Annotated in this window: 14 protein-coding genes; 8 read left to right on the forward strand and 6 right to left on the reverse strand. The window is 71.7% G+C overall.

The features are described 5' to 3' along the window. Positions 1-47 precede the first annotated feature (47 nt). Positions 48-1,124 (forward strand): NAD(+)/NADH kinase, encoded by a 1,077-nt coding sequence (locus tag ACFY0F_RS08545; protein WP_388790838.1) that lies wholly within the window; start codon positions 48-50, stop codon positions 1,122-1,124. A gap of 25 nt (positions 1,125-1,149) precedes the next feature. Here ACFY0F_RS08545 and ACFY0F_RS08550 read toward each other — a convergent pair whose 3' ends face one another. After that, positions 1,150-1,809 (reverse strand): YceI family protein, encoded by a 660-nt coding sequence (locus ACFY0F_RS08550; protein WP_388790840.1) that lies wholly within the window; start codon positions 1,807-1,809, stop codon positions 1,150-1,152. A 381-nt stretch (positions 1,810-2,190) separates the two neighbouring features. On the opposite strand from ACFY0F_RS08550, the gene ACFY0F_RS08555 reads away from it, so the two are divergent. Both ACFY0F_RS08555 and ACFY0F_RS08560 read left to right on the forward strand, forming a co-directional pair. Beyond that, positions 2,191-4,275 (forward strand): molybdopterin cofactor-binding domain-containing protein, encoded by a 2,085-nt coding sequence (locus ACFY0F_RS08555; protein WP_388791329.1) that lies wholly within the window; start codon positions 2,191-2,193, stop codon positions 4,273-4,275. A 19-nt stretch (positions 4,276-4,294) separates the two neighbouring features. Continuing rightward, positions 4,295-4,750: a (2Fe-2S)-binding protein gene (locus ACFY0F_RS08560; protein WP_388790842.1), complete on the forward strand. Its 456-nt coding sequence runs from the start codon at positions 4,295-4,297 to the stop codon at positions 4,748-4,750. A 480-nt stretch (positions 4,751-5,230) separates the two neighbouring features. On the opposite strand, the gene ACFY0F_RS08565 is transcribed toward ACFY0F_RS08560, so the two are convergent. Continuing rightward, the gene (locus ACFY0F_RS08565; protein WP_388790844.1) at positions 5,231-5,425 is read right to left on the reverse strand and encodes a DUF2795 domain-containing protein; all 195 of its coding nucleotides are present in this window, start codon (positions 5,423-5,425) and stop codon (positions 5,231-5,233) included. A 232-nt stretch (positions 5,426-5,657) separates the two neighbouring features. Between ACFY0F_RS08565 and ACFY0F_RS08570 the strand changes: the two genes are divergently transcribed. The 5 genes from ACFY0F_RS08570 to ACFY0F_RS08590 all read left to right on the forward strand — a co-directional run bounded on the left by ACFY0F_RS08570 (position 5,658) and on the right by ACFY0F_RS08590 (position 8,841). Beyond that, on the forward strand, positions 5,658-6,203 hold the full coding sequence (locus tag ACFY0F_RS08570; protein WP_388790846.1) for a hypothetical protein: 546 nt from the start codon (positions 5,658-5,660) through the stop codon (positions 6,201-6,203). A gap of 91 nt (positions 6,204-6,294) precedes the next feature. Continuing rightward, entirely contained in the window at positions 6,295-6,459 is a 165-nt protein-coding gene (locus ACFY0F_RS08575) for a hypothetical protein (RefSeq protein WP_388790848.1), read from the forward strand. Between the two features lie 150 nt (positions 6,460-6,609). Further along, entirely contained in the window at positions 6,610-7,086 is a 477-nt protein-coding gene (locus ACFY0F_RS08580; protein ID WP_388790850.1) for an SRPBCC family protein, read from the forward strand. 168 nt (positions 7,087-7,254) lie between these two features. Then, positions 7,255-8,223, forward strand: a complete 969-nt coding sequence (locus ACFY0F_RS08585; protein ID WP_388790852.1) for a pyridoxal-phosphate dependent enzyme — start codon at positions 7,255-7,257, stop codon at positions 8,221-8,223. A gap of 210 nt (positions 8,224-8,433) precedes the next feature. Then, positions 8,434-8,841, forward strand: a complete 408-nt coding sequence (locus tag ACFY0F_RS08590) for an SseB family protein (protein ID WP_388790854.1) — start codon at positions 8,434-8,436, stop codon at positions 8,839-8,841. Positions 8,842-8,881: 40 nt separating this feature from the next. Here ACFY0F_RS08590 and ACFY0F_RS08595 read toward each other — a convergent pair whose 3' ends face one another. The 4 genes from ACFY0F_RS08595 to ACFY0F_RS08610 all read right to left on the reverse strand — a co-directional run bounded on the left by ACFY0F_RS08595 (position 8,882) and on the right by ACFY0F_RS08610 (position 12,842). Then, complete coding sequence (locus tag ACFY0F_RS08595; protein WP_388790856.1) at positions 8,882-9,280, reverse strand: MarR family winged helix-turn-helix transcriptional regulator; 399 nt, start codon at positions 9,278-9,280, stop codon at positions 8,882-8,884. A 74-nt stretch (positions 9,281-9,354) separates the two neighbouring features. Then, a complete protein-coding gene (locus ACFY0F_RS08600) occupies positions 9,355-9,705 on the reverse strand; it encodes a VOC family protein (RefSeq protein WP_388790858.1) in 351 nt (116 codons plus the stop codon). A gap of 120 nt (positions 9,706-9,825) precedes the next feature. Then, complete coding sequence (locus ACFY0F_RS08605) at positions 9,826-12,138, reverse strand: FtsX-like permease family protein (RefSeq protein ID WP_388790860.1); 2,313 nt, start codon at positions 12,136-12,138, stop codon at positions 9,826-9,828. Continuing rightward, entirely contained in the window at positions 12,135-12,842 is a 708-nt protein-coding gene (locus ACFY0F_RS08610; RefSeq protein ID WP_388790862.1) for an ABC transporter ATP-binding protein, read from the reverse strand. The genes ACFY0F_RS08605 and ACFY0F_RS08610 overlap by 4 nt, the downstream gene beginning before the upstream one ends. Between the last annotated feature and the right edge of the window lie 25 nt (positions 12,843-12,867).

Genomic DNA, 12,867 nt, shown 5'->3' on the forward strand with positions numbered 1-12,867 from the left:
GCTTACGGTGTACTGGTGGCCGTTCCTGAGGCTTTCGGGAGGCAGGCGTGACGGTGAGCCGGCTCGGACTGGTCATCCACGGTGGGCGTGAGAGAGCCGCGGAGGCCGCCCGCACCGTACGCGAGTGGTGCGCCGAACACGGCGTGCCCTGCGCGGACATCGACGTGTGGCGGGACGGCGGGCGGCACAGCGCCCGGGAGGAGGTCGACGCCGCCGGTGATCCCGACCTCATCGTCACGCTGGGCGGCGACGGCACCTTTCTGCGCGGCGCCCGGCTGGCCGCCGAGCACGACGCCATGGTCCTCGGTGTCGACCTGGGGCGGGTGGGTTTCCTGACGGAGGTGCCGTTCGCGGAGGTGCGCGCGGCCCTGGACGCCGTACGGGAGGACCGGGTCGAGGTCGAGCACCGCATGCTGCTGACCCTGCGCGCCTCGTGCCGGCTGAAGGTACCGGCGGAGATGGAGGCACTGATGCGGTTCGGCCGCGGGCCGCTCCTGCCGCCTCCCCGGGTGCGCGCCGACTGCGAGGTGGACGACGAGTGGGGCATCCCCCTGAACGTCTTCGCGCTGAACGACATCGTCCTGGAGAAGCTGTCCAGGGACCGTCAGGTGTCGGTCGGGGTCTATGTCGCCGGCCGGCTCCTGGCGTCCTACTCCGCCGACGCCCTGCTGGTGGCCACCCCGACCGGCTCGACCGCGTACAGCTTCGCCGCCGGCGGCCCCGTGGTCTCGCCGCGCGCCGAGGGACTGGTGTTCACCCCGGTCGCCCCGCACATGGCGTTCGACAGATCGGTCGTGACGGCCCCGGACGAGCCCGTCGGGCTGCGCGTGCTGGAGCGGTCGGGACAGGCCGCGGTCAGCATCGACGGCCAGCTGCGCGGCGTGCTGGACCCGGGGGACTGGATCGGCGTGTACGCGGCGCCGCGCCGGCTGCGGGCGGTCCGGCTGGGCCCGATGGACTTCTACGGCCGGCTGCGCGAGCGGATGAACCTGACCGACGCCCCGGCCGCCGTCGCCGATGGCAGCCCCCCACCGCTGTGGTCGGTGACGACCCCGCCGCCCCGGGACCTGGCCCATCTGACGCTGCTCACCGATCCACGCGCCGACGGCCCGGACCCGTGGTGATGTGACCGGTGCGTCCGGCCCCCCGTCAGCCCAGGGGCGCGGCACGGATCGCGGCGATGTCGAACTGGAGGCGTACCTTCTCGCTGACCATGGCCCCGCCCTCGGCCAGTCTGGTGTTGTACGTCAGGCCCCATTCGGAGCGGTTGATGGTGGTGGTCCCGTCGAATCCCACCCGCTCGTAGCCGAAGGGGTCCGTGACCCGTCCGATGTAGGTGAGTTCCAGGACGACGGGACGGGTGGCGTTCTTGATGGTGAGGTCACCGGTCATGCGGTAGACGTCGGTTCCCGCGAGTTCCACGGCGGTGCTCACGAAACGCATGCGCGGATAGGCCGCGGCGTCCAGGAAGTCGCGGCCCACCAAGTGGGCGTCGCGTTGTTCCACGCCGGTGTCGACGCTGCCGGTGGACAGGACGATCTCCGCCTGCGAACGCGCGGGATCGCGCCCGTCGAAGTAGAGCCGGCTCTGGTATTCCGTGAATGCCCCGCGCACCGTCGTCACCATGGCGTGCCGCACCGAGAAGCCGATGCGACTGTGCGCCGGGTCGATCATCCACTCTCCGGTCAGCGCCGCCAGTGCGGGATCCAGCAGGCCGGAGCCGGTGAAAGCCTCTGGCTCGGCGGTGAGTTGGGAGGTCGAGGAGGATGCCGAACGGCGCAGGGACGCACCGCGGTTGAACAGGTTCATGATTCACCTAGTTACTGCACCGAAGATATCCCCGCAAGCCTTCTCCGGGATCCCCAGCGGCCGGAATCCGTACCGACAGGCTTATACGCCGACACTTCACGGCCGATTGCCACGCTATCCACACAAGCCCGCCACGGAATCGCCAAGGGGCGGGTGGTGTGCATTTCCCGTATTTCGCCGGTGACGTCTTTTCCGAGCGCCTACGCGGTCTTCTCGGGGGTCTTGAGGGTCTTGAGGGCCTCGTGGGCAGCGGGGATCCGCGGGCCCGGGCAGGCAACCCCGGAGGGTGCTGACACCTCATACCAGTCGGCGAAAGCGCCGCACCGAACCGGAACCTGTAAGGAGAGCCTGTTGGCCCGCCAGTTGTCCCGTCGCAGGTTCATGGTCTATTCGCTCGCCGCGTCCACCCTGACCGTCGCGGCCCCCCTCGCCTGCGACGCGTCAGCCGCGGAAGGCGCCGAGCCCGCCCACGGGCACTCCGACGTCCTGGTGACCGGCACCGACGAGGAGATGCTGGTCCTCGAGGTCACCGAAGCGAACAAGGTCGTCGTACGGCTGCCGCGCGTCGAGGTCGGGCAAGGCGTCACCACCGCCGTCGCCATGATGATCGCCGAGGAACTGGACGCCCGGCTCGCCGACGTCGACGTGCCGCTCGCCGAGGCCCGCGCCAAGGGCAACCAGTACACCGGCGGTTCAAGCTCGGTCAGTTCGCTGTACGGACCGGCCCGCGAACTCGCCGCCACGGCTCGCGCCAAACTGGTGACCGCGGCGGCCGGGCGCTGGAACCTCCCGGCACGGTCGCTGTACACCAAGGACACGAAGGTGGTCGCGCCGGACGGGCGTTCGGCCACCTTCGGATCCCTGACCGCGAGCGCCGCCCGGGTCCGCCGTCCCGCCGTCTCCAGCCGGCCCAAGCCCGCCTCCCGGCACAGGGTGATCGGACGGCCCACCACCCGTATCGACGCCCGGGACATCGTCACCGGCAAGGCGGAGTACACCGGAGACCTGACGGTGGCCGGAGCGAAACCGACCGTGGTGGCCCGGCCGCCCACGCTCGGCGGCAAGGTCGGGTCCGTCGACGACCGGGCGGCTCGCGCGATGCCCGGGGTGCACGCGGTGGTCAGGACCGCCGGTGGGGTCGCCGTGGTGGCGGAGACCTTCCACCACGCCTTCCAGGCCAGGGACGCCCTGCGGATCACCTGGACCCCCGGTCCGCTCGTGGCGCTGTCGGACGCCGGCATCCGCTCGCGGCTGCGGGCCGCCGTGCCCCGGCAGGGCACCCCGCCACGCGGAACGACGCAGGTCGAGGGCGAGTTCGAGTTCGCCTTCGTCAGTCATGCGCCGATGGAGGTGCTGACGGCGGTGGCGGACGTGCGTCCCGACCGCGCCGAGATCTGGTTCTCCTCCCAGACACCGATGGACGCGCGGGACGGCATCGCCTCGGCGATCGGACTGCCCAAGGGCAGGGTACGGGTCCATGTGATCCGGGGCGGTGGCTCGTTCGGCCGGCGGCTCAACTACGACGCGGCGATCGAGGCGGCCCTCATCTCCAAGGCGGCACGCCGCCCGGTGAAGCTGATGTGGAGCCGCGCCGACGACATCCGGCACGGCAGGATGCGCCCGGCCAGCCACCACCGCATCCGGGCCAGCCACGCCGCGGGCAGGGTGGTGGCGTTCACCCACGCCATGGCTTCGGTGAGCGAGTCGTACGAGGGGCGGGGACTGTCGGCCCTGGGCGGGAGGGCCCCGGCCGGAGCCCGCACCGCCGGCCCGCTGCCCAGCGGCAGCGGCCTGTACAACTTCGGCCGCGTCTCCGGCGACTCGGGCTCGGTCGAACTGGCGATGCCGCTCGGCGCGTGGCGGTCGGTGGACTCCGGGACGATGCGCACCGCGGAGGAGGTCCTCGTGGACGAGGTGGCCGCGAGCCTGGGCAAGGACCCGGTCGCCTTCCGGCGCGCCACGCTCCGCGACAAGGCCGTCAAAGCCGTACTCGACAAGGTCGCCGCCGCCGGGCACTGGGGGCGGCCCATGCCGGCCGGCCAGGCACAGGGTGTCGCCGTCCACGAGGAGTACGGCTCGTGCGTCGCCTGCCTGGCCGAGATCGACGCCACCGACCCGAAGGACCCCCGGGTGACCAAGGTGGTGATGGCGGCCGACGTCGGGATCGCCGTCAACCCGAGGGGCCTGCAGGCCCAGCTCATGGGCACCGCCATCGACGGCATCTCCACCGTCCTCCGGGCCGGCCTCCACATCGACCGCGGCGCCGTACGCGAGAGCAGCTACGCCGACTTCCACTACGCCCGCCAGCGGCACTCCCCGCCGCACTTCGAGGCGTACGTCATGCCCTCCGGGCGGGAACCGGGCGGCGCGGGGGAGCTCGGCGTTCCGGCCGCGGCCGGTGCCGTCGCCAACGCATACGCCCGGGCCACCGGCACCAAGCCCCGCCGCTTCCCCCTGAACTTCTGACACGCGCGAGAAGGTGCCGATGCCCTCCTACTCCTTCGTCCTCAACGGCAAGCCCGTCACCGTCGAGGCACCCGCCGACATGCCGCTGCTGTGGGTGCTGCGGGACCTGCTGCACGTCACCGGACCCAAGTACGGCTGCGGTGTCGGCGTCTGCCGTGCCTGCACCAGCCATCTCGACGGCGAGGAGGTCCAGCCCTGCGTCGTGCCGGTCGCCGACTGCGCGGGCCGCGAGGTCACCACGATCGAGGGCCTGGCCGACGGTGACACCCTGCACCCCGTGCAGCAGGCCTGGCTCGACTGCGACGTCGCCCAGTGCGGCTTCTGCCAGCCGGGCCAGATCATGGCCGCGGCGGCCCTGCTGAAGAAGACGGCCGACCCGTCCGACGCCGACATCGACCGGATCGAGAACGTGTGCCGCTGCGGTACCTACTCCCGGATCCGCGAAGCGATCAAGAAGGCCGCGGCCACCGGGTGACGTCTGCGGGCCCGGTGACCGCCGACGCCTCAGCGGCGCAGCGCCTCGAAGGCGACCGGACTCGGCCTCCCACGCCGGCCCACGCCGATCTGGGGCGCACCGGTCGGCGAGCGAACTGCGCGCGGACACCGCCCCGGGCACCCGGTCAGCTGACTCGACCAGTGGGAGCCCGACCTGAACTCCGCCGTTCCCGGCGACCTGCGCGGCACCACCACGCCGGAGGCGATCGGCGGCAGTTTCACGCGGCCGGTCGTGGGCCGGTCGCTGACGGACGCCGACCGCGGACAACCTACGCCACCGCCAACGACATCGGCGTCGCCTGGGGCCACACCGGACGCGACGGCGGACGACGCGCTGATCGCCGACACGGCACGTGCTCGTCCGCACGCTCGCGCCGGGGGAGTGAGGCCGGACAGCGGGCGGCGGCCGGAGCCCGAGGCTCCGGCCGCCTTGTCCACGGGTGCTGTCACTCGTTTCGGATCACTCGTTTTCGAACACGGCCTTGCTGACTTCGGCCGGATTCTGGAACTCCTTCTTGCCGAGGTGGGAGATACGCTCGGTGATCTCCTTCGGCGCGTGGTTCTTCTCCGCGACCTTCCGCAGCTCGTCCCGGTCAGCCGGGTACTCCGCTCCGGACAGGGCCTTCTGCAGATCAGGGGGCCTGACAGCCGCCATGGTTCCTCCAGGCGGTGAGATGTCGACGAGGGTCTGTCCGACGCCGTCGGAAGGCGCGCCGGACTGCTCAGGTACCCGTCCTGCGGGGGGACGATGCGAGCTTTTCGAGCTTAAGGGTAACTTTCTGAAATAAGCGGCAAACCGGTCGTCTGCTGATATCGGTACCGGGTGGGTACCCGGGACGCCGGCCGCAGGAGCGTCCCGGCCGGAAGTGCGATCCGAGGAGGCTGCGGTGAGTACCAGTGACGTCCCCAGGGGGAGCGCGACGAGTGTGAGGCGGCCCGGTTCGCTACGGGTGGACTTGCTCGGCATCTATCTCAACGACCATCTGGCAGGGGCGACCATCGGCACCCGCCGCGCCTTTTACGTCGCCCAGGCCCAGCAGGGCACCCCGCTGGGGCGGGTGCTGCGACCGCTCGCGAAGGAGATCGCGGAGGACCGCAGGAGCCTGCTGGCCATCATGGGCCGGCTCGGTGTACCGGCGCGCCGGTACAAGGTCCTGGCGGGGGCCGCGGCCGAATGGGCGGGGCGGTTCAAGCCCAACGGACGCGTCGTGCGCCGTTCACCGCTCACGACGGTCCTCGAGCTCGAGTTCCTGCTGCTGGGAGTCGAGGGCAAGGCGGCCGGCTGGCGGATGCTGCGTCCCCTGGCGGAGGCGGACGAGCGCCTCGACCCGCGGCAGCTGGACGAGCTGCTGGAACGCGCCGAACGGCAACTGCGCACGCTGGAGGAGCTGCGCTTCACCGCGACACAGGAGGTCTTCCGGGGCCGCGGGTGACCCGGTGTCCCCGGTCGGCTCCCGGGTACTCACCGCACCGCAGGCACAGGAAGACGCGCACGGCGCACGCACACGTGAGGAGATTCCCGCCATGACCGTTCCCGAGGAGAACCGCCCGAAGACGGACACCACGGACGAGGTGGTCGGGGGATCGGCGCAGGGCGAGCGGCGCCGCACCCCCGGACCGTCGAGCCGCACCATGCGGGAGGCGCTGGACGAGGCGGGAGTCGACCGGAACGACTTCGAGGACAAGTAGCACGAGGGTGCCCTCAGGAGGACGAGCCGGCGGACCGCCGGCGGACGCACGGAACAGCTGTGATCGGACCGGTCGCGGGGGTACTCGAAGGCCGGCCGACGAAGGGCGGCCCATGGTCGCCATGACCGACCGATGAAGGAGGTAGCACCCATGAGCACGGTGAAGGAAACGGTCGAGGTCGAAGTCCCCGTCCACACCGCCTACAACCAGTGGACGCAGTTCGAACAGTTCCCGCAGTTCATGGAGGGCGTGGAGGAAGTCAGGCAGCTCGACGACCGCCACAACCACTGGACCACCAAGATCGGCGGAGTGAAGCGGGAGTTCGACACCGAGATCGTCGACCAGCTTCCCGACGAGCGGATCACCTGGCGCACCGTCGGTGGTGAGGCCCAGCAGAAGGGCAGCGTCCGCTTCGAGCGTGTGGACGACACCCACACGCGCGTGGAACTCGTCATGGACATCGAGCCCGGCGGCATGGTGGAGAAGGGTGCCGACGCGCTGGGCATGATCGACCGGCGGGTCAAGGGGGACATGCGCCGCTTCAAGGACTACATCGAGCACCGGGGCGACGAGACCGGCGCGTGGCGCGGGCGCATCCGGCCCGGCGACCCCGGCCAGACGCACTGAACCTGGGCGGGAAGCTCTCACGGGAGCACTCACGGCTGGGCGCTGCCGGATCCGCGCGAGGAACGGACTCTGGACTTTCCGTCTAGATGTTGGACAATGAGTCCAGTCCGGCGTGGCCGGACATCCGGCGACCACAGCGGTCGGCAGCGCTCAGAACGGAGTACTCCCATGCCCGAGACCCCGCCCGTCAGCCTGTACGACGTCCAGGACGCCGCCGCACGGATCAAGGGCCACGCCCACCGGACACCCGTGCTGCGCTCGCGGACCCTGGACGGGCTGGTGGGCGCCGAGGTCTTCGTCAAGTGCGAGAACCTCCAGCGGGCGGGTGCCTTCAAGTTCCGCGGCGCCTACAACGCCGCCTCCCGGCTGACTCCGGAGCAGCTGGCCCAGGGCATCGCCGCCTACTCCTCCGGCAACCACGCCCAGGCCGTCGCGCTGGCCGCCCGTGAACTCGGCACGACCGCGGTCATCGTGATGCCCAAGGACACGCCCCGGGCCAAGCTCGAGGCGACCGCCGGGTACGGTGCGGAGATCGTCACCTACGACCGCTACACCGGCGACCGGGTCGCGATCGGGGAGGCCCTCGCGGCCGATCGGGGACTGGCGTTGATCCCGCCGTACGAGCACCCCCACGTCATCGCCGGGCAGGGCACGGCGGCCCTGGAGCTGATCGAGGAGGCCGGCGAACTGGACGCCCTGGTCGTGCCGGTCGGCGGCGGCGGACTGATCGCCGGCAGCGCGACCGCCGCCAAGGGGCTCCTGCCGGGCATCCGGGTGATCGGCGTGGAGCCGGAGGCCGGTGACGACACCAAGCGGTCCTTGGAGGCCGGACGGCGGGTGTCCATCCCCGTGCCCCGCACCATCGCGGACGGCCAGGCCGCGGACATCCCCGGCGAGCTCACGTTCTCCATCAACCGGCGCCTGCTCGACGGCATCACGCTGGTCGGCGACGACCAGATCCGCGAGGCGATGCGGTTCGCCTTCGAGCGGCTGAAGACCGTCGTGGAACCGAGCGGCGCGAGCGCCCTGGCCGCCCTGCTGTCCCACCGAGTGGATCCGCTGCCCCGCCGGATCGGTGTTGTCCTCTCCGGCGGCAACATCGGCGCCCAGCGGTTCGCCGAACTCCTCGGCGGCTGAGCCCCCGGCCGGCCGCGCCACCCGAGAGCGCCGGCCATGGGGTCGGCGTGCAGGCCCGCCCGGTGGACGACGCACGGTTCACCGTTCCGTCACCCACCCGGCGCCATCCGGTCGGCATGCGGCGGGGCCGACTGGGTACGCGCCCAGGACCGCGCCCGGGGCCGAGCCGCCCCGGGCGGACGTAAGACCGCCGCTAGCAGGGGATCTGCCATGGAGACACCCGCGTACGACGACATGCCGACGCCGGCCCAGCGGGCGCTTGACGCGCTGGCCGAGAACGCCGAGGACTCGGTCGCGCTGCACACGCTCGCCAGCAGCGACGTGCTGCTCCCCGTGCCGGACGACGCCGCCGCCGAGGACGCCACCGACCCCTCGGCGGTGGCGCTGCCGGTTCTGGAGAGGCCGGGGGACAACCCGGTCGTGCCCGTGTTCACCTCGGAGACGACGATGGCCGAACTGCTGCCCTTCGTCTCCCGCTACCGTCTGGTGCCCCTGGGCGCGCTCGCCTCCCAGTGGCCGGCCGACGAGATCTCGCTCACCATAGACGGCAGTTCGGAGCACAGTCTGACCCTCACCTCCGAGGGGGTGCGCACCCTGCTCGCCCGGTCCGCGGGCTGAGCGGGCAGGCTTGGGCGGCCGGGGCGACCCCGGCCGCCCGTCATTCCTGCCGCTCCTCCAGCATCCGCGCCAGCACCGCCCGCTGCAGCGGCAGCACGTCCTTGTGCAGTGCGCGGCCCTTGCGGGTGAGCGCGACCCAGACGCCGCGCCGGTCCTCCGCGCACACCGAGCGCTCGACCAGACCGTCCCTCTCCAGCCGCGCGATCAGGCGGGACAGCGCGCTCTGACTGAGATGGACCCGCCCGACCAGGTTCTGCACCCGGCACTGGTCACCCTGCTCGCCCGACTCCGAGACCAGGAGGTCCAGCACCTCGAAGTCACTGGCGCCCAGCCCGTGCGGATGCAGGGCCCGGTCGATCTCGCACATCGTGCGCGCGTGGACGGACAGGATGTCCCGCCAGCGCTCCTCGAGCCGGGCATCGGCCGTCTTGACTGCCATGACTGCACGGTAACACCGATCCGGTCAATAGTTGAGTATGCAACTAGTGCGGATGTCGGGCAGCCGTACGGCGCTCAGGCGGCCGGATCCTGGAGGAGCCCGACGAGGTTGCCGTCGGTGTCCTTGACGAAGGCGATCAGCCTGCCGCCGCCCACGTCCTGTGCGTCCTGCAGCAGCTCGGCGCCCGTCTCCAGCAGGGCGGCGAGCCGCTCCCGCAGATCGGTGACGTGCCAGTACGGCACCGGCCCGGTCATCCCCTTGGCGTGCCCGTTCGGGTCGAGGCCGACATCCTGCCCGGCGGCCTTGAAACCGACGTAGTAGGGCTCGTCCGCGTAGGGCTCGACGCCCAGCAGGGCCGTGAACAGGGCCTTGGCACGGGCGAGGTCCTTGACGGGGTAGATGATCGTCTGCAGGCCGGCGGTCATGGGACTCACTCCTCTGGGTGGGCGGCCCGACGGGCTCCCCGTCGGTGCTCCCACGCTAGGTCCGGGGAGCCCGCCCCGGCTTCTTCGATCCTGACCGGTTGCGGGCTCCGTGTGCTGCCGTCATTCGTTGTGCAGCACCTCTGCGACGGTGAGACGCGCCGCGCGCCGAGCGGGGACCAGTGCGCCCGTCACGGCGATCACCACCCCCGTCAGCGCGAGTTCCGCCAGCTTCGGCGCGTGCCAGACGTCCGTCATGTACGAGGGCAGGGTGATGTCGATGCCCGCGGCCATGCGGGGGACCACCACCTCGTAGGCGGCGACGCCCAGCGGGACGCCGAGCACCGACCCGGCCACGCCGAGCACCGCCATCGACGTCACCGTCATCACCGTCACCTGGCGCGGGGTCATCCCGATCGACTTGAGCATGCCGAGGTCGCGACGCCGGTCGTGGGTGTTGAGGACGACCGTGTTGAAGACGCCGAGGGAGGCGACGAGGGCCAGCACCAGCGTGAGGCCGGTCGCCGAGCCGATGATGGTCTCGGCGCCGCTGCTCGGGCCGGTCAGCTGGGTGCTGAGCCCCTTGTCGACGGCTCGGGCGGCGCGCGCGTACGCCGCCGGATCCGCGCCCTTGCGCAGTGCGACGTGATAGGCGAACGCCTTTCCGTCCGGGATCAGCGCGGTGAACGTCGGCCAGGTGCCGGCGACCACCTCGTCGTTGTCCTGCATCAGCTCGCCGACCACGGTGACCTCCTCCTCGTGACCGCTCTTGCGCAGCCGGAGGCGGTCACCCAGGTGCACCCCGTTGCGGCGCAGGAAGGCCGTGCCGACCACGACCTCTCCACGACGGCGCATCCAGTGGCCCCGCACGAGCACGTCGCCCAGGGACAGGCCGGGCCCGCGCCTGCCCTCGAAGACGACCCGCTGTGTGGAACCCTCGAGCCGCGCGTCCTCGTCGCCCCGGGCCGTCACCCGTGCCGCGCCCGGCAAGGAGCCCAGCAGGTGCTGGAGTTCGCGGTCGCCGTGCACCGGCAACACCTGCTTGCCATGGACGTGGTCGCTCGCGTACACCGTGACGTCGTACGCTTCCCTGCCACTGTTCCCGAAGAGGGTCATCGTCGTCGCCAGACCCGTGGCGAACGTCACCGTGGTCACACCCAGGACCACCGCGGCCAGCGTGAGTGCGCTGCGCGCGGGCCGGGCGAACGGCAGCCCCGCCCCCAGGCTCACCGACCGCGGCAGCCGCAGCCCCGCGAGCCGCCGTTGCACACGGACCGCCCGCCCGGCACGCGTTGCGCTGCCCGCGCTGATCGCCCGCGCCGCGGACAGCCGCTGGGCGCGCACGGACGGGCCGAGCGCGGCGAGCCCACAGACCAGCGGCATGCCGCACAGAGCCAGCACGTTCACCCAGGGCGCGATGCCGACGCTTGCGTGCAGCACCCCTGCGCCGGGACCCGAGAACACGAACCGGAAGAACGGCTTGGCCAGCAGGTTGCCGGTAAGCGTGCCCAGTGCGCAGCCCAGCACGGCCGGCACGGAGACCATCACGAGATACACGCCCAGCACCTGCCCGGGAGTGAACCCGAGGGCCTTGAGAATGCCGATGTGCCGGAAGCCCGACACCACCGCGCCGCCGACCACGTTGGCGACGATCAGCACCGCCACCAGGATGCCGAGGATCCCGAACGCCATGAGGTACGGGGCATACGCGCGTGCGCTGCCGCCGACCTGGTCCTTGAGCGTCAGATAGCTGTGCGATCCGCTCAGCGAGCCCTTGGGCAGTCCCTCGGTCACCCGGGCCAGCTCCGCCCGCAGCGCGCCCTGCGAGGAAGCGTCCCGGAACCGGTACAGCATCTGAGTGGCGTTCGGGTGCAGGGCCGCGACCTGGTCCGGGGTGACCCACGCGTCCGCGGTGTGACTCAGCTCGAAGGCGAATCCGACGATGGTGAGGGTCGGCCCGGACGGCAGGTGGAACGTCTTGCCGAGGGCGTCGCGGGACCAGTCGGACTGGCGGTTGAGGACCATCTCGCCGGGCCGGGCCGGCCACCGGCCCGCCCACAGATCCACCCGGTCCACCGGGCCGCCGGGCCGGTGCCGGCCCACGACTGTGACCTCGCCGCCGAGACCCAGGTCCTCCGTACCGCGCGGAACGTCCACCGTCGCCGCCGGGAACGGGCCGGCCACCGCCTCGACGCCGGACCTCCGCGAGGCGTCCGTCAACCGGGCGTCCGTCACCTTGCCCCGGTCGAACTCGGCGACCACATGCGGCCCGCGCTGCGCGCCGAAGACCCTGTCGAACGGCGCGGACGCCGCGTCCACCAGCCCCAGCGCGACCACGATCGACCCCGTCGACACCAGGGTGACCAGCCAGATCACCAGCGTCTGAAGTCTCCTCCTGCGGACGGCCGCCCGGGCGGCCGTCCATACCGCCCTCACGCGGACGGCTCCAGGGTGTGCTCGCCGGCGACCCGGCCGTCGGCCAACCGCACCAGCCGGCTCGCGCAGCGCTGCGCGAGATGCTCGTCGTGCGTGACGATGATCAGCGTCTGGCCGATCTGGTTGAGGTCGATCAGCAGGTCCATCACCTGCTCCCCGGCCCGGCTGTCCAGTGCTCCGGTCGGCTCGTCGGCCAGCAGCAGCGCCGGCCGGTTCATCAACGCGCGGGCCACCGCGACGCGTTGCCGCTCACCACCGCTGAGCACCGCCGGATAGGCGTTGCGGCGGTCGGCGATGCCCAGCTCGTCGAACAGCTCCAGCGCGCGCCGACGGGCCTGCCGGGCGGGCGCCCCGGTCAACTGGGCGGCCAGCGCCACGTTGTCGAGGGCCGACAGGTCGTCGATGAGGTTGAAGAACTGGAAGATCATGCCGATCCGGCGCCGCCGGTACAGGGCGAGCCTCGTCTCGCTCAACGCGCCGATGTCCTCGCCGTGCACGACGACCGAGCCGCCCGTGGGCCGGTCCAGCCCGGCGATCATGTTGAGCAGTGTGGACTTGCCGCATCCCGAGGGCCCCATCACCGCGACCGCCTCACCGGTCCGGATCCGCAGCGACACACCGCCCAACGCGACCGTCTCGCCGTACTCCTTGCGTACGCCGTCGAGTCGCACGACGGCGTCTTCCGTTCCCACCTCAGTGACCATGGTGAGGACGCTAGGGGTGCGGCCG

The organism is Streptomyces sp. NPDC001544 (genome assembly GCF_042894285.1).
Classification (GTDB): domain Bacteria; phylum Actinomycetota; class Actinomycetes; order Streptomycetales; family Streptomycetaceae; genus Streptomyces.

Excerpts from the sequence above, each read along its gene's own strand:
- ACFY0F_RS08550 (WP_388790840.1), bottom strand. The coding sequence starts at position 1,809 with ATGAACCTGTTCAACCGCGGTGCGTCCCTGCGCCGTTCGGCATCCTCC.
- ACFY0F_RS08555 (WP_388791329.1), top strand. The coding sequence starts at position 2,191 with ATGGTCTATTCGCTCGCCGCGTCCACCCTGACCGTCGCGGCCCCCCTC.
- ACFY0F_RS08560 (WP_388790842.1), top strand. The coding sequence starts at position 4,295 with ATGCCCTCCTACTCCTTCGTCCTCAACGGCAAGCCCGTCACCGTCGAG.
- ACFY0F_RS08565 (WP_388790844.1), bottom strand. The coding sequence starts at position 5,425 with ATGGCGGCTGTCAGGCCCCCTGATCTGCAGAAGGCCCTGTCCGGAGCG.
- ACFY0F_RS08575 (WP_388790848.1), top strand. The coding sequence starts at position 6,295 with ATGACCGTTCCCGAGGAGAACCGCCCGAAGACGGACACCACGGACGAG.
- ACFY0F_RS08580 (WP_388790850.1), top strand. The coding sequence starts at position 6,610 with ATGAGCACGGTGAAGGAAACGGTCGAGGTCGAAGTCCCCGTCCACACC.
- ACFY0F_RS08585 (WP_388790852.1), top strand. The coding sequence starts at position 7,255 with ATGCCCGAGACCCCGCCCGTCAGCCTGTACGACGTCCAGGACGCCGCC.
- ACFY0F_RS08590 (WP_388790854.1), top strand. The coding sequence starts at position 8,434 with ATGGAGACACCCGCGTACGACGACATGCCGACGCCGGCCCAGCGGGCG.
- ACFY0F_RS08595 (WP_388790856.1), bottom strand. The coding sequence starts at position 9,280 with ATGGCAGTCAAGACGGCCGATGCCCGGCTCGAGGAGCGCTGGCGGGAC.
- ACFY0F_RS08600 (WP_388790858.1), bottom strand. The coding sequence starts at position 9,705 with ATGACCGCCGGCCTGCAGACGATCATCTACCCCGTCAAGGACCTCGCC.
- ACFY0F_RS08610 (WP_388790862.1), bottom strand. The coding sequence starts at position 12,842 with ATGGTCACTGAGGTGGGAACGGAAGACGCCGTCGTGCGACTCGACGGC.